Below are 18,456 nucleotides of genomic sequence, written 5' to 3' on the forward strand. Positions count from 1 at the left end.
CGTGACGGCGCGCGCGCACGCCGGCGCCGCCTGCCGCGCCAGCGGATCGCGTCGGAGGCGGTGCGGGCCGTATAGTCCGCGCATGCTGCCGACGCCCGCTGCACCCTGCGCCGACCCCCTCGCCGAGTTGCCGCCGCCGCTGCGGAAACTCGCGGCGCTCGGCGTGCAGCGACGCTACCGGACGCATGCCATGCTGATCGAGGAGGGCGACCAGGGCGGCTCGGTCTACATCGTGCTCTCGGGCCGGCTGCGTGCCTTCGTCTCCGATTCCCGCGGCCGGGAGGTCACGCTCGGCCTGCACGGACCGGGCGAGTACGTGGGCGAGATGTCGCTCGATGGCGGCCCGCGCTCGGCCAGCGTTCAGGCGGTCGTGCCGACGGTGTGCGTCGTGGTGACACGCGAGACCATGCTGCGTCACCTGGCGCTCGATCCGGAGCTGTCGCGCGAGCTGATCATGCGGCTGATCCGGCGCGCGAGACTGGCCACCGAGAGCGCCCGGAGCATGGCCCTGCTCGACGTCTACAGCCGACTGAAAGCGCTGCTGGAGGATCGCTCGCAACCGCTGCCCGATGGCGGCCGGCAGATGGAGCGGCTGACCCACCAGGCCATGGCCAGCGAAATCGGATGTTCGCGCGAGATGGTGAGCCGGCTGCTGAAGGACCTGGAGAGCGGCGGCTACGTGGCGGTGCAAGGAGCGCGGCTTGCCGTGCTCAAGCCTCTGCCGGCCAAATGGTGAGCCGAGCGCCGCTCAACGTGCTCCGACGTTGCTGAGCGTCGCCACCGTTCGTCCGCTGGCGTCCAGCAGCGAAAGCTTCGACGTCCCTTGCAGCCGGTAGCTGGCGGTGGACTGCAGCGCGGCGAAGAACTGGGTTTCGTTGATGGTGCTGGCCTCGTTCGGGCAGGCCATGCGCGTCGCGCCCAGCTGGTGCAGCCGCAGCGTGCTGCCGCTGCGCTCGTAGGTGCCGGTGACGCGATTGCAGCCGCCCGAGCCGCTTACCCGCCCGCTGCTGCGGTCGAATTGGATCTGGGCATTGCGCCGCGGGTCGCTGCTTGGCTCGATCAGCTCGCTGCCCAGCTGCTCCAGTTGCCAGATCGGCCCTTCGATCGGCTCGTCCAGGGGGATGCCACTGCCGCAACCGCTCGCCAGCAGGGACGCGAGCAGGGCGGTCGTCAAGAAGAAGAAGCGCATGACCGGACTTGTCCTTTGCAACATATCGAAACCCGCACATCGTATGCGAGCCCGTTCAGCGCGCCAATGTCCCCAGACCCTTCGCTTGCACGTCGGGTGCGGCGGGTAAGCCTGCGCTCACTTTTGAGATGAGGTCCGAAGGCGCTAGCTCAACACCACGCTGCTGAGCCGGCGCCGATAGGTCGCGACCGTCGGGTCGTCCGGCGGGATCTGGCCGTCCGCCACCTTGGGCCGGGGCGGCTCGATGATCTCGAGGACGGCGATGTAGGTCTTGCGCGCCAGTTCCTCGTTCCAGCTCTTGTCGCGCATCAGGATGTCGAGCAGCTCGTCCATTGCCTCGGTCCAGCGCTGCGCGGCCATCAGCAGGCGCGCCCGGTCGAAGCGGGCCTGGAAGTTGCGCTTGTCGGCGGTGATGCGCGATTCCGTGTCCGCGATGGTCGGTGCCGCGCCGGTGGCCGGCGCCGCGAAGTCGATCGCATCCATCCAGCGCTGCAGCGCGTCGAAGCGGCGCACCGCCGGCGCCTTGGCGATCACCGGCGCGAACGCGACCTTGGCATCGTCGATGCGGCCCTGCTGGAGCAGCAGCTTGACGTAGTCGAAGCGCGCGTCGTCATTGGCCGGGTCGGCGGCGACCGCATGCTGCAGCCGCTCCAGCGCGCCTTCGGTGTCGCCCTCGGCCAGCGCGTCCTGCGCGGCCTCTTCGTGCTCGGCGGCCTCGAGCTCGTCCTCGCCGGGCACGTGCTTGTCGAGGAAAGCGCGGATCTGGTCGGCAGGAATCGCGCCGACGAAGCCGTCGACGGGCTGGCCGTCCTTGAACATCACGCAAAACGGGATGCTGCGCACGCCGAACATCTGGCTCAGCTGCTGCGAGATCTGCGGCACCTTGTCGGCGTCGAGCTTGGCCAGCCTGAAGCGCCCGCCATACTCGACTTCGAGCTTTTCGAGCACCGGCCCGAGCTGCTTGCACGGCCCGCACCACTCGGCCCAGATGTCGAGCAGCACCGGGGTGGTCATCGAGCCGTCGATCAGCTCGGTCTGAAAGTTTTCGAGGGTGATGTCGATCATCGCGGGAAGCTGAGGGTGAAACGTAAAATTGAAACCATGAAGCAAGCCATACAGGTCGGCGTGGTGATGGGCTCGAACTCCGATTGGGAGACGATGCGCAACGCGGTCGAGATTCTCCAGCAATTCGGCATCGCCCACGAGGCGCGGGTGGTCTCGGCCCACCGCATGCCCGACGAACTGTTCGCCTACGCCGAGGGCGCCGCCCGGCGCGGCCTGTCGGCGATCATCGCCGGGGCGGGCGGGGCGGCCCACCTGCCAGGCATGCTGGCGGCCAAGACCACGGTGCCGGTGCTCGGCGTGCCGGTCGCGAGCCGCCACCTGCACGGCGTGGATTCGCTCTACAGCATCGTGCAGATGCCCAAGGGCGTGCCCGTCGCGACCTTCGCCATCGGCAACGCCGGCGCGGCCAACGCAGCCCTGTTCGCGGTCGCGATGCTGGCCGTGGCCGATCCGGCGCTGCGCGAGCGGCTCGAAGACTTTCGCGCGAAGCAGACCGAGGCCGCGCAATCCATGACGCTGCCGCCGCCCGAGGCGCCGGCCGTGTCGCCCTTCTCGCCCCAGGGCGGGGGCGCGCTGTGAGCGCCGCCCGTCCGCCCGAAGGCGCCCGCCCGCTCCCTCAGGAAGGGATGCGCGAAGCACACGAAGTGACGAGCCTGGGGAGGGAACTCTCATGAGCGCTATCCTGCCCGGCGCCACGCTCGGCGTGGTGGGCGGTGGCCAACTGGGCCGCATGTTCGCGCACGCGGCCCAGCGCATGGGCTATCTGGTCGCGGTGCTCGACCCCGATGCCGACAGTCCCGCCGGGCGGGTCAGCCATCATCACATCCACACCGACTACACGGACGTCGACGGCCTCGCGCGGCTCGCGGGGCTGGCCGATGCCATCACCACCGAGTTCGAGAACGTGCCCGCGCCGTCGCTGGAGCACCTCGCGGTGGCCCGGCCGGTGCGCCCTGCGGCCGCGGCGGTGGCGATCGCGCAAGACCGCATCCGCGAAAAGAGCCACTTCGTCGGCTGCGGCGTGGACTGCGCGCCCTACGCGGTCATCGAATCGGCCGAGCAGGTCGTGCTGGTTCCGGCCAATCTGCTGCCGGGCATCCTGAAGACCGCGCGCCTGGGCTACGACGGCAAGGGCCAGCAGCGTGTGAACACCCGTGAAGAGCTGGCCGCGGCCTGGGACAGCGCCGGCCAGGTGCCGTGCGTGCTCGAGAAGCTGCTGCCGCTGCACTACGAATGCTCCGTGATCGTCGCGCGCGGCCAGGACGGCCAGGTCGTGCACTACCCGCCGCAGCGCAACCTGCATCGCGGAGGCATCCTCGCAGTGACCGAGGTGCATCCGGACAACGTGCCCGAGGCGACCGCCCGGCTGGCCGTCGAATCGGCCGTCGCCATCGCGGAAGGCCTCCAGTACGTGGGTGTGCTGTGCGTCGAGTTCTTCGTGCTGGCAGACGGTGCCCTGGTGGTCAACGAGATGGCGCCACGCCCCCACAACAGCGGCCACTGGACCCTGGATGCCTGCGACGTCTCTCAGTTCGAGCTGCAGGTGCGCACTCTCGCCGGCCTGCCACTCAATCCGCCGCGCCAGCACAGCCCCGCGCTGATGCTGAATCTGCTGGGCGACCTGTGGTTCCCCGACGACGGCCCGAAGGCGGTCGAGCCGCGCTGGGCCGACGTGCTCGCGCTGCCCGGCGCGCACCTGCACCTCTACGGCAAGACCGAGGCGCGCCGCGGCCGCAAGATGGGGCACCTCACCATCACGGGCGACCACATCGACACGGTTCGCGGCACGGCCGACTTTGCCGCCGCCCTGCTGGGCCTGCCCATCCCGCTCTCCGAATAGGCCCGGCGCGATGACAGTTCGCGACGGTCGCTCGCCCGATGCCATCCAGGAAGCCGCGCGCGTGCTGCGCGCCGGCGGCCTGGTCGCTTTCCCGACGGAGACCGTCTACGGCCTGGGTGCCGACGCGAGCCGCGACGACGCCGTGGCCGGCATCTTCTCGGCCAAGGGCCGGCCGAGCAACCATCCGCTGATCGTCCACGTGGCAGCCGGCATCAAGGGCACCGAGGCGCTGTCGCGCTTCGCCCAGCCGCTGCCGCCCTTCGCGCAGAAGCTGGTGCAGGCCTTCTGGCCCGGGCCGTTGACCCTCATCGTCACGCGCCAGCCCGGCGTCGCCGCGGCCGCGGCGGGCGGGCAGGACACCATCGGCTTGCGCTGCCCGGCCCATCCGGTGGCGCAGGCGCTGCTCGTGGCTTGTGCCGAGCAGGGCGTGGCCGGTGTGGCGGGGCCCAGCGCCAACCGCTTCGGCCGGGTGAGCCCGACGACCGCCCAGCATGTCCAGCAGGAATTCGGCGACGAACTGCTGGTGATCGACGGCGGCCCGTGCGAAGTGGGCATCGAATCGACCATCGTCGACTGCAGCCGCGGCCTGCCGGTGCTGCTGCGCCCCGGCGCGATCACCCGCACGCAGATCGAGGCGGCCTGCGGCGAATCGCTGCGCGACAGGCATGAACTCCAAGCGCCCGACCCGCGCGCCTCAGGCACACTCGAGGCGCATTACGCACCGAGCGCCAAGCTGCGGCTGATGGAGGCCAAGGCGCTGCAGACCGGCCTCGACCTGCTGGGCGCCAATGCCGCGCACCTGGCCGTGTGGTCGCGCAGCCCGCTCAAGAGCCGCTCCCAGCGCGTGGTGCTGCGGCGCATGCCCGACGACCCCGCGGCCGCCGCCCGGCAGCTGTTCGCCGTGTTGCGCGCCTTCGATGCCGAAGGCGCCAAGCTGATCTGGGTCGAGACCCCGCCGGCCGGCCCCGAATGGGAAGGCGTGCGCGATCGGTTGCAGCGCGCTGCTGCAGCCTGAGCCTCCGCGCGGCCGTCCGAAGGGGCTGGTAGCGCAGCCGGGGCGAAGGTACTGAGCGCGCGCCGCGGCGCTTACTTCACGGAATCGAACAGCGCCCTGGCCCGCACGTGGCAGAAGGGCGGCTCGTAGGTGCCGTGGTAGGCGCCGAAATAGGTGGCATAGGCCGCTGTCGTCGGATCGGTCGGCGCCTTGCCGCCGGGGCCATAGGTCGCCTGGATCTGCGCGTCCACGTCCACGGTGGTGACCGTCGTCACGCCGCGCGCGTCGAAATCCGCCTTTGCCGGCAGCATGTGCACGGCCGGCGGCACGGTGGGGTCGCCGGCGCCCCCGCACAGCAGCGTCTTGGCGCGCGGGCTCCAGCCCAGCAGGTCGTTCTTCTTGGCGTCCAGGAACAGCGCGTTGTTGGGGTTGGTCTGCACATCGGCGAGGAAGGCGCTCTGGAACAGCGCATCGCGCGCCTGGTTGGGCGTCTCGCCGTTGGCCCCGGGCAGGCTGCCGCTGGTCACCAGCGTGGTGTAGTTCAGCGTCGGGCTCGGCAGCAGGTTCTCGATGTAGCCCGCATAGGGCTGCTTGAAGACCGTGTTCACGTCGCTGTAAATGTCGCCGTACACCTTCTGCCAGGACGTGACCATGAAGGGCACGAAGAACTGGTAGCCCGCGATCGCCTGCGTCAGCTTGAAGGAGCCCGACAGGTTATACGGGCCGGCCAGGTGCGCGCCGGCCACCACGTTGAATTCCGAGGCGTTGTCGCGCTCGGCGGCGCGGTGCGCCGCCATCGACGAATGGCCGCCCTGCGAGTAGCCGGTGAACATCACCTTGCCCGACAGCGAGCCGCCCGCGCTGACCGCCGCGGCGCGGGCGGCCCGCACCGAGTCGAGCACCGTGCGCGCTTCCGAGTCGGCATGCAGGTAGGGGTGGTAGGGGAACGTGGACTTGGCGTAGCCCAGGTAGTCGGTCGCCACCACCGCGTAGCCCTGGGCGGCGTACATCGCGGTCAGCAGGAAGGTCTCGGGGTCGTTCGGATTGACCAGCGTGCGCGGCTTCTGCACATCGGTGCCCTTGGCGTAGGCCACCAGCGGCGCCGCGTTGGCGCATGTCCCCGCCGGCATCAGCAGCACGCCGGAGGCGTTGGTCACCTCGCCCTTGGGGCCGGCGGTGCTGTAGTTGAGCGAGATCACGTTGACGTCGCACTTGGCCTTGCCGCTGAGCGCCTGCAGGCCGCTCCGGGCGCTGCCGCCGTCGATCTGCGCCGTGGTCAGCGTGGTCACGATGACAGCCGGCTCCTGCAGCGCGCCAGTGCCGGGGCCGGTGGTGCCGGTGCCGGCGCCGATGAAGGCAAAGCCGCCGCCATCGCCGCCTCCTCCGCAGGCGGTGAGCAGGCCGGCCGCCACGACGGCGCTTAGAAGGTGCAGACGATTCATGCGTATCTCCGTTGCTGTTTTGAACGTAAAGAGAGAGAGGCGAGAGGCGCACGATCCTAGGCCGCCCCTCTCCGAAGCAAGACAAGGGAAACCCGCAGCCGCTGCGGCGTCCAGTCACCTGGGCGACGAGTGCTCAGTTGTCCTGAGCCGCCCAGTCGACCAGCGCATCGAAGGCGGGCCGCGCGGCGCCCGCGCTGCCGTGGTTCGCGATCGCGACCACCACCCAGCGCCGGCCGCTGGCGCCATGCACATAGCCCGCGATGGCCGCCGCGTCGCGCAGGCTGCCTGTCTTCAGGTGGGCCGCGCCGCCGGAGCGCAGCGTGCGCTTGCGAAGCGTGCCGTCCACGCCCATGGCCGGCAGCGAGGCGACCAGTTCGGGCATCAGCGGCGAACGCCAGGCCACCTGCAGCATCCTGGCGAGCGCCGCGGCGCTGATGCGCGCCTCGCGCGACAACCCCGAGCCATTGTCGAACACCGGCTGGCCTTCCCCGGTGCCGATGCGGTCGTTCCACCACTGGCGCAGCGCGGCGCGTGCGCCCTCCAGCGTGCCGCGCCGCCTCTGCTGCAGCCCGAGCGTGAGAAACAGCTGCTGCGCCATCACGTTGTTGCTGTACTTGTTGATGTCGCGCACCACCTCGGCCAGCGGCGGCGACTCGAACGCGAAGGCCGGTGCGAGGCTTGCCGGCACCGCGCCTTCGCGCACTTGGCCCTTGAGCGTCGCGCCCATTTCGGCCCACATGCCGCCGATCGCCCGCAGCGCATAGCTGCGCGGCTCCGCATAGGCCACCGCCCAGGTTTTCTCGCCGCAGGCGGCGGGATAACTGCCGGCGAAGCCGATGCGCGCCGGATCGCCAAAGGCGGGCGCCAGCGCGGCGCGCCAGTCGCCGCACTCGCAGGCCGAAAGCGGCACCGCGGACTGCGTGGCCACGCCGCTCAGGAAGGGCTCGAAATTGACCTGCGCCGTCTGCTCGTCGCGCTTCGGCTGGAAGGTCATGACGACCGATTTGAAATTGATCAGCAGCGCGTCGGGCGAGGCGTTGTAGGGCCGCTGGCCCTCGCCGTCGAACGCGGCCGGATCGATGTCGGCCACGTCGAAGGCGCTGCGGTCCAGCACGATGTCGCCGGCGATCGTGTGGATGCCCAGCCCCTGCACCCGCCGCAGCAGCAGCCACAGGCGCTCCAGCACCAGCTTCGGGTCGCCCTGCCCCTGGATGTAGAGGTTGCCGGCCAGCACGCCGTCGCGGACGGGGCCGTCGACATACACCGGCGTGGTCCAGGTGAAGGCCGGCCCCAGCAGGTCGAGCGCCGCGTAGGTGGTGACCAGCTTCATGACGGAGGCCGGATTCATCGGCACCTGCGTGCGCCAGGCCAGCCGCGGGGGGCGCACCGCATCGGCATCGGCCACCAGCATGGTGACGGCTTCGCGCGGCAGGCGGGCGCGGGCCAGTGCGGCCTCCACCTCGGGCGGCAGCATTTGGGACAGGGCGGGCGCCGAAGCCAGCGCGGCAAGCAGCAAGAACAGGCGGGCGGCGCGCTGCACCAGGGGCTTCGGGGCGGGAGACATGGCGCGATTATCCCGAGCCGTGGTCTCATAGGCCTCGGGCAGCGCGGTACATGACCGGCCCGGGATAATCGTGCGATGCCCGCCGTTCCCCGTTTTTCCTCCCGCACCCTCGGCATCGGCGCGGCGATCGTCACCGTCCTGGTCTGGACTGCCTTCATCGTCATCGCGCGGGCCTCCGCCGGCCGCTCGTTGACGCCCTTCGATATCGCCTTCGCGCGCATCTGCGGCGCCAGCCTGGTGCTGGTGCCCTGGGGCGCCTGGCTGGTCGCGCGGGCACGCCGCAGCGATCCGGCGCAGGGCTCGCTCTTCGGCCTGTCGCCAGTCCCGCTGCGAGCCACGGTGGTGGCAGGCGTTTTCGGCGGCCTTTGCTATGCCCTTCTCGCCTACAGCGGCTTCTTCTACGCGCCGGCGACCCATGCCTCGGTGCTGATGCCGGGCAGCCTGCCGCTGTGGACGGCGGTGCTCGCGGCCCTGGTGCTGCGCGACCGTCTGACGCCGGGGCGCATATTCGGCCTTGCACTGATCGTTCTGGGCGACCTGCTGGTCGGCGGCGCCAGCCTGCTGCACGCTTTCGAGGGCGGGCAGATCTGGAAAGGCGATCTGCTGTTCATGAGCGCTGCCTTCTGCTGGGCCTGCTACAGCGTGACGGTGCGGTGCCACGGGCTCGAGGCCGTGCGTGCCACCATCGCGATCACCGTGTTCGCCTTCCTCGCCTACGTGCCGGCCTATGCGCTGCTGGCTGGCCTCGGCGCGGTGACGAGTCGGCTGGCCAGCGCGCCGCTCGGCGAAATCGGCTTCCAGATGCTGTTCCAGGGGATCGGCTCGGTCGTGATCTCGGGCATCACCTTCACCCGCATGATCCAGTACTTCGGACCGGTGCGCTCCACCATGATCACCGCGTTGGTGCCGGGCCTGTCGGCGCTCGGCGCCGTGTTCTTCCTGGGCGAGCCGCTGCACTGGAACCTGATCGCCGGACTGTTGTTCGTTACCGCAGGCATCCTGTTCGGCGTGCAACGCATGCGCACCGGCGGCGTGGCGCCCGTCGCCGTCGCGCGAGGGTGACGGGATGCCGGCAGAACCGAAGCTCCTGGCCTTCGACACCAGCACCGAGGCGCTGTCGGTGGCGGTGCGTCGCGGTGACCGCGTGTTCTCGCGCAGCGGGCCCGGCGGCGCGCAGGCGTCGAGCAGCCTGATTCCGCTGATCCAGGAGTTGCTGGCCGAAGCCGGCGTGGCGATGGCCGAACTCGACGCCATCGCCTTCGGCCGCGGACCCGGCTCCTTCACCGGCCTGCGCACTGCCTGCTCGGTCGCGCAGGGGCTGGGCTTCGGCGCCGGTGTGCCGCTGTTGCCGGTCGACACCTTGCACGCGGTGGCCGAAGAGGCGCGCCACCGCTTCGGCCCCCTGCGCGTGGTCGCGCTGCTCGATGCGCGCATGGACGAGCTTTATGCCGCGAACTACGACTTCGACCAGCCCACACGGAGCGACGCCGAGCCGCGGCTTCTGGCCCCCGAACAAGTGCAGGTGCCACCGGGCTGGGCGCTCGCCGGCAACGTCTTCGCCGCCTACGGCGAGCGCCTGCCGCCTGGGGTGGCTCGGTACGAGGCGCTGCCCGGCGCCGAGGCGATCCTGAGGCTGGCCCCTGAATTGCTCGCTGCCGGCGGGGCCGTCGCGCCGGCGCTCGCGTGGCCGTTGTATGTTCGCGATAAAGTCGCACAAACCACGCAAGAACGCGCCGCCCACAAGGCGGCACAAAACGAGGGGCTGTCAATACGTGAATCACCCGCCGCGTGAGGTCCTGGAGAGGGCCCAACCTTCATTCCCATGAGCGCCGTCCTGCAGCCGCGTGAGGCCCGCCTCGAACCGATCACGGTCGAGCGGATCCCGGCCGTGTGCGCCATCGAGCGCAGCGCCTACACCCACCCCTGGACGCCGGCCAACTTCAGCGACTCGCTGGTCGCCGGCTACCACTGTCAATGCCTCGTGGCGCCCGCCTCGGCGTCGGACGAGGTGGTGCCGGCGCGGCGGCCGCGCGGGCTCTGGGGCCGGCCGGTGGCGCAGGCGGGCAGCGAGACGCTGATCGGCTATTTCGTCGCCATGAAGGGTGTCGACGAAGTGCATCTGCTCAACATCACCGTGGCGCCGGCATTCCAGGGCCAAGGCTGGGCGCCGCTGATGCTGGAGGCGCTGTCGGGCTGGTCCCGCGGCCAGAACGCGCAGTGGCTCTGGCTCGAGGTGCGCGCGAGCAATCTGCGGGCAATGTCCATCTACGAGCGCCAGGGCTTCCGGCGCGTGGGCGTGCGCAAGGGCTACTACCCGGCCGAGGGCAATGCCCGCGAGGACGCGGTGGTGATGAGCCTGCGGCTGAACGAATCGAACAGTGCCTGGGGAGGCTTGAAGTAAAGACATGGAAGGCACGCTGAATCTGGACGCGCGCCAACGCGCGATGCTCGAGGAGATGGGCATCAAGCTGTTCTGGCCGGCTGCGGCGCCTGCCGCACCGCCCCTCGAAGCGACGATGGCGCCGGATGCGCCTGCGCCCTCCATCGTGTCCGGCCAAGCGGCCGCCGAGCCTGCGCCGGCACGCGCCGCAGCTGCACCAGTGGCCGCGCCGAAGCCGGTGCCCGCGCCGCCGGTCGCATCCCGTCCCTCCGCAGCGCCCTCGTCGGCCAGCGTGCTGATCGATGCGCCGCGCCTTCTCTACGGCCCCGAAGCTGCAGGTGGCGGCTGGCTGATCGTGGCCGACATGCCGCCCGAGCTCGATGGCCGCCATGGCGAGCCCTTCGCCGGCGAGGCCGGACGCCTGTTCGAGGCCATGCTGCGCGCGCTCCAGCTGCAGGGCGGCGCCGTGCCCGTGCACCTGATGCGCACGCACCGTGGCGTGGCCTCGGGCCAGCCCGGCAGCCCGCGCCCCATCGCCGACGGCTTTGCCGAAGCGGCGCCGGCCGCGCAGGTGGTGCTGGCCATGGGGCCGCTGGCCGCTCAGAGCCTGCTGCAGAGCGCCGAGCCGCTCGGCAGGCTGCGCGGCTCGCCGGTGCGCATCGCCACGCCGGGCTGGGAGGACGTGCCGGTGATCGTGACCTACCACCCGGCCTACCTGCTGCGCAATCCGGCCGACAAGGCGCGCGCCTGGGCCGACCTGTGCCTGGCCGCCGCGCAGTTGCCGTCTCCGAACTGAACGGGCCGGGGGGCGCGCCTAGAATTCCGCCCCATGATCTTCCTGGACAAGCTGCGCGCCGCCGAGCGCCGCAACGGCTCGCTGCTGTGCGTGGGCCTCGACCCCGAGCCCGCCAAGTTTCCCGCCCGCCTGAAGGGCGACGCCGGCAAGATCTATGACTTCTGCGCCGCCATCGTCGATGCAACGGCCGACCTGGTGATCGCTTTCAAGCCGCAGATCGCCTACTTCGCCGCTTACCGCGCCGAAGACCAGCTCGAGAAGCTCATGGAGCACCTGCGCCGCAACGCACCGCAGGTGCCCGTCATCCTCGATGCCAAGCGCGGCGACATCGGTTCTACCGCCGAGCAGTACGCACGCGAGGCCTTCGAGCGCTACGGCGCGGATGCGGTCACGCTCTCGCCCTTCATGGGCTTCGATTCGGTCGAGCCCTATCTGCGCCACGAAGGCAAGGGAGCCTTCCTGCTGTGCCGCACCAGCAATCCCGGCGGCGACGACCTGCAGGCCCAGCGCCTCGCGGGCGTGGAAGGCCAGCCTTTCCTGTATGAACACATCGCGAAGCTGGCCCAGGGCCCATGGAACCTGAACGGCCAGCTGGGCCTGGTGGTCGGCGCCACCTACCCGGCCGAGATCGAGCGCGTGCGCGCACTGGCCCCGACCGTGCCGCTGCTGATCCCGGGCGTCGGCGCCCAGGGGGGCGACGCGGTGGCCACCGTGCGCGCTGGCTGGCGGGCCGATGCGCCGATCGTGGTCAATTCCTCTCGCGCCATTTGTTACGCGTCGGGCGGCGATGACTTCGCCCAGGCCGCCAGGGACGAGGCGATTCGTACGCGCGACCGCCTCGAGCAAGCCAAGCACTGACCGCTCGCCTCGCCGCTCATTCGTCGTCGCGGTTCCCGCGGCAAAGCGCGAGCAAATCACCGGCCAGGAAGGCGCAGCCAATGCCGAAGAAGAGAGGGCCATACGAGGCGCTGCCATACTGAGCTCCCGCATTTCCAACGGAGACTCCGATGAAATACCAAGGCAGCTGCCACTGCGGCCGCATCGCTTTCGAGGTCGAGGGCGAGATCCAGAGTGCGATGGCATGCAATTGCTCGATCTGTCAGCGCAAGGGCTCGCTGATGTGGTTCGTGCCGCACGACAAGCTCGCGCTCAAGACCCCGCCCGAGGACATGAGCACCTACATGTTCAACAAGCACGTGATCTCGCACCGCTTCTGCCCGGTCTGCGGCATCCATCCCTTCGGCGAGGGCACCGACCCGAAGGGCAACAAGATGGCGGCCATCAACATCCGGTGCCTCGAGGGCATCGATCTCGAATCGGTGCCTGTGCAGCATTTCGACGGGCGCTCGAAGTGAGCCCTCCCGAGCTCGAGGCCTATCTGCACGCACACATCCCGCTGTCGAAGGCCATGCAGGTGAGCGTGCTGATGGCCGACGATGCGGCCGTGGTGCTCGGGGCACCTCTGGCGCCCAACATCAATCACCGCGAGACGGTGTTCGGCGGCAGCGCCTCCGCAGTGGCCATCCTCGCTGCCTGGTCGCTGCTGCACACCCGGCTTCAGCGCGCCGGCATCGCGAGCCGGCTGGTGATCCAGCGCAACAGCATGGACTATGGGCTGCCCATCACCGGGGACTTCACGGCGCGATCCTTCATCCCTGAGGAGGTGCGGACCTGGCCGGCCTTCCTGCGCATGCTGACGCGCAAGGGGCGGGGCCGCATCGCGGTCGAAGCGGTGCTGGAGCAGGAGGGCCGCGAGGTCGGCCGCCTCGAAGGCGAATTCGTGGCGCTGGGCGCATCGGCGGCCTGAAGCCGCCGTTGCCTTCCGTCGGCCGCTGCGCCACAGTAGGACGACCATGACGACCGACCCTTTCCCGCTCGAGGGCGGCTGCACCTGCGGCGCCGTGCGCTACCGCATGATGACGCGGCCGCTGTTCGTTCACTGTTGCCATTGCCGCTGGTGCCAGCGCGAGACCGGCAGCGCCTTCGCGCTCAACGCCATGATCGAGGCCGACCGGCTGCAGCGGGTTCAGGGCGAAGTCGAGCTGGTGCCCACGCCTTCGCTGAGCGGCAAGGGCCAGAAGATCGCCCGTTGCCCGCACTGCCGCATCGCGCTGTGGAGCCACTACGCCGGCGCCGGCGAGGCCGTGTGCTTCGTGCGCGTGGGCACGCTCGACCTGCCGGATCGCCTGCCGCCCGACATCCACATCTTCACGATGTCCAAGCAGCCGTGGGTGCAGCTGTCGCCGGACATCCCGGCGGTGCCCGAGTACTACCGCAGCAGCGAGCACTGGCCGGCCGAGAGCCTGGAACGCGCCCGCGCCTTGAGGGCCGCGCGCGCCGCAGCGGGGAGTTGACCGCCGGGCTCAGCGCTGCGCCGCCCCAAGCCGCTGCGAGACCTCGCCCGCGCAGCGCTTCAGCGCCTGCGCGACCAGCCCGTCCCAGCCGGTGTCGAAGACCGCCGTGGGCCCGATCGCCGTGATCGCCAGCGCGATCGCGCCCGTGTGGTCGAACACCGGCGCCGACATCGCGCTCACGCCGGGCACGATCTCGCCTTCCGAGCGGCTCATGCCGTGCTCGCGCACCGCGTGCAGCTGGGCCTCGAAGTGCTTCCAGTCCGGCAGCGGCGGCGCGGGCGGCATGCCCACGTGGCGCTCGGGCCGGGCGCTGCTCTTCTCGCGGCGGCGCTCCTTTTCCAGCATGCGCTTGACCTCCTCGGGCGGCAGGTAGGCACCGAACAGCCGGCCCGAGGCCGTGCTGGTCAGCGAGAACACCGTGCCGTGGCGCATGCTCACATGCAGTGCGGCCGGCGACTCGGCCACCCGCACGATGGTGGCGCCGCGGTCGCCCCACACCGCGAGGGCGGTGGTGTGGCCGATCTCCTGCGCCAGCACGGCCAGCAGCGGTGTGGCGACGTGCACCGGATCGGCCTGCTGCAGGCTGATCAGCCCCAGTTGCAAGGCCAGCGGGCCGAGCAGATAGTGTCCGCTGGAGCGGTCCTGCTCGATCAGCCCCAGCCGGCTGAAACTGACCAGGTAGGGATGCGCCTTGGCGGGCGACATCTCGGCCTCGCGCGCGAGGTCCTTCAACGCCATCGGCCGGCCGTGGTGCACCAGGGCGCGCAACAGCTGGCCGCCCACTTCGATGCTCTGGATGCCGCGCTGCGCGCGATCGCCGTTGTCGATGTCTGTCGCCATGAATGCATTCCCTCGTTCGTTCATGTGGAAAGCATTAGACATTAACTGAATCCCGCACTACACTGCGCGGCGTTTGTTCAATGCAAACCTATTCGGTTTAGTCAAATTCCAAAAGGAGACCCCGATGAGCCAGACCAAGACCTTTGCCAGCCAGGCCGACCTGGAAGAGAAGAAGGTCACCTTCAGTCAGATCTCCGAGCACGCCTGGGCCTACACCGCCGAGGGCGACCCGAACACCGGCATCGTCATCGGCGACGACTGCGTCCTGGTGGCCGACACCCAGGCCACCCCGGCAATGGCCGCCGACGTGATCCGCCGCATCCGGGAGGTGACCGACAAGCCCATCCGGTACGTGGTGCTCACGCATTACCATGCGGTGCGCGTGCTGGGCGCCAGCGCCTATGGGGCTCAGCACATCCTGGCCAGCCAGGACACGCGCGACCTGATCGTCGAGCGCGGCGAGCAGGACAAGGCGAGCGAGATCGGCCGCTTCCCGCGGCTGTTCCAGAACGTCGAGTCCGTTCCTGCGGGCCTGACCTGGCCGACCCTGACCTTCACCGGCAAGATGACGCTCTGGCTGGGCAAGCTGGAAGTGCAGTTGCTGCAGCTCGGCCGCGGCCACACCAAGGGCGACACGGTGGTCTGGCTGCCCGAAGAGCGAACCCTGCTGTCGGGTGACCTGGTCGAGTTCGACGCCACGCCCTATGCCGGCGACGCCTACTTCAAGGACTGGCCCAAGACGCTGGACAACCTCGCCGCGCTGCAACCCAAGGCGCTGGTGCCGGGCCGCGGCGCCGCGTTGACCACCCCTGAACAGGTGGCAAAGGGCCTTGCGGGCACGCGCGACTTCATCGCCGACGTGTACGCCAGCGTGCAGAAGGGCGTGGCCGCCGGCAAGGACCTGAACGCTGTCTACAAGGACACCTTCGCCGCGCTCAAGCCCAAGTACGGGCACTGGGTGATCTTCGACCACTGCATGCCCTTCGACGTGACGCGCTGCTATGACGAGGTCACCCAGCATGCCGATCCGCGCATCTGGACCGCCGAGCGCGACGTCGAGATGTGGAAGACGCTGGAAGGCTGACGGCAAAGGAAAAAGCCGGCATGGAGACATGAACGTGAATGCCATCGCTGCATCCGCCGCGTCGCAGATCGACTACCAGAATCTGCGCTACGACTATCGCCACCACCCCGACCAGGACGCGCCCACGCCCGCCCGCCACCCGGTCGTGGTGGTCGGTGCAGGCCCGGTCGGGCTCGCGCTGGCCATCGACCTCGCGCAGCGACAGATCCCCGTCGTGCTGCTGGACAACGACAACAAGCTGTCCAGCGGCTCGCGCGCCATCTGCTTCGCCAAGCGCACGCTGGAGATCTTCGACCGGCTCGGCTGCGGCGAGCGCATGGCAGCCAAGGGGGTGTCGTGGAAGCTGGGCCGCGTGTTCCTTCGGGACGCGCAGATCTACGAGTTCGACCTGTTGCCCGAGGAGGGCCACCAGCGCCCCGCGTTCGTGAACCTGCAGCAGTACTACGTCGAGGGCTTCCTGGCCGAGCGCGCGGCGGAGCTGCCGCTGCTGGACATCCGCTGGAGCAACAAGGTGGTCGGTGTCGAGCAGCACGAGGACCATGCGCTCGTGACCATCGAGACGCCGGACGGCCCCTATCGGTTGAAGGCCGACTGGCTCGCCGCCTGCGACGGCTCGCGCTCCTCGGTGCGCCAGCTGATCGGCCAGGAAAGCACGGGCCGCATCTTCAAGGACCGCTTCCTGATCGCCGACGTGAAGATGAAGGTCGATTTCCCCGCCGAGCGCTGGTTCTGGTTCGATCCCGATTTCCACCGCCACCAGAGCGTGCTGCTGCACATGCAGCCCGATAACGTGTGGCGCGTCGACTTCCAGCTCGGCTGGGACGCCGACCCCGAAGCCGAGAAGAAGCCCGAGAACATCATCCCGCGCGTCAAGGCCCTGCTGGCCGCCTCGCCCTTCAAGAACGCGGAATTCGAGCTCGAGTGGGCCAGCGTCTACACCTTCGCCTGCCTGCGGATGAACACCTTCCGCCACGGCCGCGTGCTGTTTGCCGGCGACTCGGCGCATGGCGTGTCGCCCTTCGGTGCGCGCGGCGCCAACTCGGGCGTACAGGACGCGGACAACCTGGCGTGGAAGCTGGCGGCGGTGCTGCGCGGCGAGGCGCCGGACGCGCTGCTGGACAGCTACGCCCGCGAGCGCGAGTACGCGGCCGACGAGAACATCCGCAACTCCACCCGCTCCACCGACTTCATCACGCCCAAAAGCGAAGTCAGCCGGCTGTTCCGCGACGCCGTCCTGCAGCTGGCCAGCCGGCACGCCTTTGCGCGCACGCTGGTCAACAGCGGGCGGCTGTCGGTGCCGGCCACGCTGCACGGTTCGATGCTCTGCACGCCGGACAGCGACCCCTTCGAAGGCCGCATGGTGCCCGGTGCAGTCGCGGCCGATGCTCCGGTCGCCGCGGCGAACGGCGGCTGGCTGATGCGCTCGATCGGCGCCGATGGACGCTTCACCGCGCTGGTGTTCGGCGAAGGCGCCGCCGCCGAGGCCAGCAGCCGCGCGCTCGCCGAGGCCGAGCTGCCGCTCGGCGTGCTGCGCATCCCGCTCGACGACGCCCATGCCTTGGCTGCGCAGCGCTACGACGCACGTCCCGGTACCACCTACCTTCTGCGTCCCGACCAGCACGTGTGCGCGCGCTGGCGGGCGCCCACGGCCGCCGCCGTCCGCGCCGCTCATGCGCGTGCGCTCGGCAAGGCCTGACATCCGATTCGAGGAGACCCCGACCATGTCGAACGAAGCCCTGATCCTCGCGCCCCACCTGGATGCCCCCGATGATTTCTACGAGGCTCTGCTCGATGCGCACCAGGGCCTGTCGACCGAAGAGAGCCATGCCTTCAATGCCCGCCTGGTGCTGGTGCTGGCCAACCACATCGGTTCGCTGGCGGTGCTGCGCGAGGCCTTCGAGGCGGCGCGCGCCTGAAGACCCTTTCAATCCACAGGAGACAAGACCCATGATCCTCAAGACCCTGGCCGGCCTCGGCCTGGCCGCCCTGACCCTCGTCGCCGCCGCCCAGGATGGCAAGCCCATCGAGTGGGTGGTGGGCTACGCCGCCGGCGGCGGCTCCGATTCGGTGGCGCGCGCCACCGCCGAGACCATGGCCAAGAGCCTTGGCGCGCCCATCCTCATCAACAACAAGCCGGGCGCGGCCACCAACATCGCGGCCGAGTACGCGGTGCGTGCCAGGGACGTGGAGCACACCCTGCTGACCGCCGACTTCGCCACGCTGGCGGCCAATCCCTTCCTCTTTTCCAAGCTGAACTACGACGCCGAGAAGAACCTCAAGCCGATTGGCCTGCTGGCCCGCTTCCCGCTCGTGCTGGTGGTCGGTCCGCAGGTGCCGGCGAGCAACTGGAAGGAGTTCTTGGCCTGGGCCAAGGCGCAGCCGAGCGGCGTCAACTACGGCTCGGCCGGCGTCGGCAGCCCTCACCACCTGGCGGGTGAGCTGCTGCGCGAGAAGGCCGAGCTCAAGCTCACCCACGTCGCGTATCGCGGCGCGGCGCCGGCCATGCAGGACGTGCTGGGCGGGCAGGTGCCTTTCATGCTGGTCGACACCGCCACCGGCAACCAGTTCGTGCAGGCCGGCAAGGTCAAGGCGATCGGCGTCGCGAGCGCCAGCCGCATTGCCTCCCTGCCCAACGTACCCACGCTGATGGAGCAGGGCCTGGCCGGGTACGAGGCTTACGCCTGGCAGGGCCTCACCGTGCCCGCCGGCACGGCCGATGCCACGGTGGCGCGCTACGCCAAGGCGCTGCAGGAGGCGCTGGCCTCGCCCGCGGTCAAGGCGCGCTTCGACGCGCTCGGCGTGGAGGGCCTGCCCGGCTCGCCAGCCGACATGGCGAGCTACGTGAAGGCCGAGCGCGAGCGCTGGGGGCGCCTGATCAAGGCCAACAACATTCGCGTGGATTGAAAGG

At 69.9% G+C, this 18,456-nt stretch carries 21 protein-coding genes; 16 read left to right on the forward strand and 5 right to left on the reverse strand.

Annotated features, from left to right (window positions below; translation table 11 throughout):
• Nucleotides 1-82: 82 nt before the first annotated feature.
• Complete coding sequence (locus J2739_RS02895; protein WP_309898334.1) at nucleotides 83-736, forward strand: Crp/Fnr family transcriptional regulator; 654 nt, start codon at nucleotides 83-85, stop codon at nucleotides 734-736.
• Between the two features lie 12 nt (nucleotides 737-748).
• Here J2739_RS02895 and J2739_RS02900 read toward each other — a convergent pair whose 3' ends face one another.
• A complete protein-coding gene (locus J2739_RS02900; protein ID WP_309898336.1) occupies nucleotides 749-1,189 on the reverse strand; it encodes an META domain-containing protein in 441 nt (146 codons plus the stop codon).
• A 144-nt stretch (nucleotides 1,190-1,333) separates the two neighbouring features.
• Nucleotides 1,334-2,254, reverse strand: coding sequence for a tetratricopeptide repeat protein (locus tag J2739_RS02905; RefSeq protein WP_309898337.1), 921 nt, complete (start codon nucleotides 2,252-2,254; stop codon nucleotides 1,334-1,336).
• A gap of 36 nt (nucleotides 2,255-2,290) precedes the next feature.
• Between J2739_RS02905 and purE the strand changes: the two genes are divergently transcribed.
• From purE to J2739_RS02920, 3 genes are all read left to right on the forward strand, one after another.
• The gene (gene purE / locus J2739_RS02910) at nucleotides 2,291-2,833 is read left to right on the forward strand and encodes a 5-(carboxyamino)imidazole ribonucleotide mutase (protein ID WP_309898338.1); all 543 of its coding nucleotides are present in this window, start codon (nucleotides 2,291-2,293) and stop codon (nucleotides 2,831-2,833) included.
• A gap of 91 nt (nucleotides 2,834-2,924) precedes the next feature.
• Nucleotides 2,925-4,094, forward strand: coding sequence for a 5-(carboxyamino)imidazole ribonucleotide synthase (locus J2739_RS02915; RefSeq protein WP_309898339.1), 1,170 nt, complete (start codon nucleotides 2,925-2,927; stop codon nucleotides 4,092-4,094).
• Nucleotides 4,095-4,104: 10 nt separating this feature from the next.
• Nucleotides 4,105-5,109 carry an L-threonylcarbamoyladenylate synthase gene (locus J2739_RS02920; protein WP_309898340.1) on the forward strand — a complete coding sequence of 335 codons (1,005 nt, stop codon included), beginning with the start codon at nucleotides 4,105-4,107 and terminating at the stop codon, nucleotides 5,107-5,109.
• A gap of 71 nt (nucleotides 5,110-5,180) precedes the next feature.
• Here the strand turns inward: J2739_RS02920 and J2739_RS02925 are convergent, their stop codons facing one another.
• Together J2739_RS02925 and dacB are read right to left on the reverse strand one after the other, a co-directional pair.
• A complete protein-coding gene (locus J2739_RS02925) occupies nucleotides 5,181-6,530 on the reverse strand; it encodes a lipase family protein (protein ID WP_309898341.1) in 1,350 nt (449 codons plus the stop codon).
• A gap of 133 nt (nucleotides 6,531-6,663) precedes the next feature.
• Complete coding sequence (gene dacB / locus J2739_RS02930; RefSeq protein ID WP_309898342.1) at nucleotides 6,664-8,094, reverse strand: D-alanyl-D-alanine carboxypeptidase/D-alanyl-D-alanine endopeptidase; 1,431 nt, start codon at nucleotides 8,092-8,094, stop codon at nucleotides 6,664-6,666.
• Between the two features lie 75 nt (nucleotides 8,095-8,169).
• Between dacB and J2739_RS02935 the strand changes: the two genes are divergently transcribed.
• The 8 genes from J2739_RS02935 (at nucleotide 8,170) to J2739_RS02970 (ending at nucleotide 13,624) form a co-directional block, all read left to right on the forward strand.
• On the forward strand, nucleotides 8,170-9,156 hold the full coding sequence (locus J2739_RS02935) for a DMT family transporter (protein WP_309898343.1): 987 nt from the start codon (nucleotides 8,170-8,172) through the stop codon (nucleotides 9,154-9,156).
• A 4-nt stretch (nucleotides 9,157-9,160) separates the two neighbouring features.
• The gene (tsaB, locus tag J2739_RS02940; protein ID WP_309898345.1) at nucleotides 9,161-9,886 is read left to right on the forward strand and encodes a tRNA (adenosine(37)-N6)-threonylcarbamoyltransferase complex dimerization subunit type 1 TsaB; all 726 of its coding nucleotides are present in this window, start codon (nucleotides 9,161-9,163) and stop codon (nucleotides 9,884-9,886) included.
• A gap of 30 nt (nucleotides 9,887-9,916) precedes the next feature.
• A complete protein-coding gene (gene rimI, locus J2739_RS02945) occupies nucleotides 9,917-10,495 on the forward strand; it encodes a ribosomal protein S18-alanine N-acetyltransferase (RefSeq protein WP_309898347.1) in 579 nt (192 codons plus the stop codon).
• A 4-nt stretch (nucleotides 10,496-10,499) separates the two neighbouring features.
• Nucleotides 10,500-11,270 (forward strand): uracil-DNA glycosylase family protein, encoded by a 771-nt coding sequence (locus tag J2739_RS02950; RefSeq protein ID WP_309898349.1) that lies wholly within the window; start codon nucleotides 10,500-10,502, stop codon nucleotides 11,268-11,270.
• Between the two features lie 33 nt (nucleotides 11,271-11,303).
• Complete coding sequence (gene pyrF, locus J2739_RS02955; RefSeq protein WP_309898351.1) at nucleotides 11,304-12,128, forward strand: orotidine-5'-phosphate decarboxylase; 825 nt, start codon at nucleotides 11,304-11,306, stop codon at nucleotides 12,126-12,128.
• A 149-nt stretch (nucleotides 12,129-12,277) separates the two neighbouring features.
• Nucleotides 12,278-12,625: a GFA family protein gene (locus J2739_RS02960; protein ID WP_309898353.1), complete on the forward strand. Its 348-nt coding sequence runs from the start codon at nucleotides 12,278-12,280 to the stop codon at nucleotides 12,623-12,625.
• Entirely contained in the window at nucleotides 12,622-13,077 is a 456-nt protein-coding gene (locus J2739_RS02965; protein ID WP_309898355.1) for a YiiD C-terminal domain-containing protein, read from the forward strand. Before J2739_RS02960 ends, J2739_RS02965 begins: the two co-directional genes overlap by 4 nt.
• Before the next feature lie 46 nt (nucleotides 13,078-13,123).
• On the forward strand, nucleotides 13,124-13,624 hold the full coding sequence (locus J2739_RS02970) for a GFA family protein (RefSeq protein ID WP_309898357.1): 501 nt from the start codon (nucleotides 13,124-13,126) through the stop codon (nucleotides 13,622-13,624).
• 9 nt (nucleotides 13,625-13,633) lie between these two features.
• On the opposite strand, the gene J2739_RS02975 is transcribed toward J2739_RS02970, so the two are convergent.
• A complete protein-coding gene (locus tag J2739_RS02975) occupies nucleotides 13,634-14,464 on the reverse strand; it encodes an IclR family transcriptional regulator (protein ID WP_309898359.1) in 831 nt (276 codons plus the stop codon).
• Nucleotides 14,465-14,588: 124 nt separating this feature from the next.
• On the opposite strand from J2739_RS02975, the gene J2739_RS02980 reads away from it, so the two are divergent.
• From J2739_RS02980 to J2739_RS02995, 4 genes are read left to right on the forward strand one after another with little or no spacing between them, the layout of a single operon-like run.
• The gene (locus tag J2739_RS02980; RefSeq protein ID WP_309898360.1) at nucleotides 14,589-15,548 is read left to right on the forward strand and encodes an MBL fold metallo-hydrolase; all 960 of its coding nucleotides are present in this window, start codon (nucleotides 14,589-14,591) and stop codon (nucleotides 15,546-15,548) included.
• A gap of 28 nt (nucleotides 15,549-15,576) precedes the next feature.
• On the forward strand, nucleotides 15,577-17,244 hold the full coding sequence (locus J2739_RS02985; protein WP_405053810.1) for an FAD-dependent oxidoreductase: 1,668 nt from the start codon (nucleotides 15,577-15,579) through the stop codon (nucleotides 17,242-17,244).
• 25 nt (nucleotides 17,245-17,269) lie between these two features.
• Nucleotides 17,270-17,464, forward strand: a complete 195-nt coding sequence (locus J2739_RS02990) for a DUF2783 domain-containing protein (protein WP_309898362.1) — start codon at nucleotides 17,270-17,272, stop codon at nucleotides 17,462-17,464.
• A gap of 31 nt (nucleotides 17,465-17,495) precedes the next feature.
• Nucleotides 17,496-18,452, forward strand: coding sequence for a Bug family tripartite tricarboxylate transporter substrate binding protein (locus J2739_RS02995; protein ID WP_309898364.1), 957 nt, complete (start codon nucleotides 17,496-17,498; stop codon nucleotides 18,450-18,452).
• Nucleotides 18,453-18,456 lie beyond the last annotated feature (4 nt).

The organism is Variovorax soli (genome assembly GCF_031454625.1).
Lineage (GTDB): Bacteria > Pseudomonadota > Gammaproteobacteria > Burkholderiales > Burkholderiaceae_C > Variovorax > Variovorax soli_A.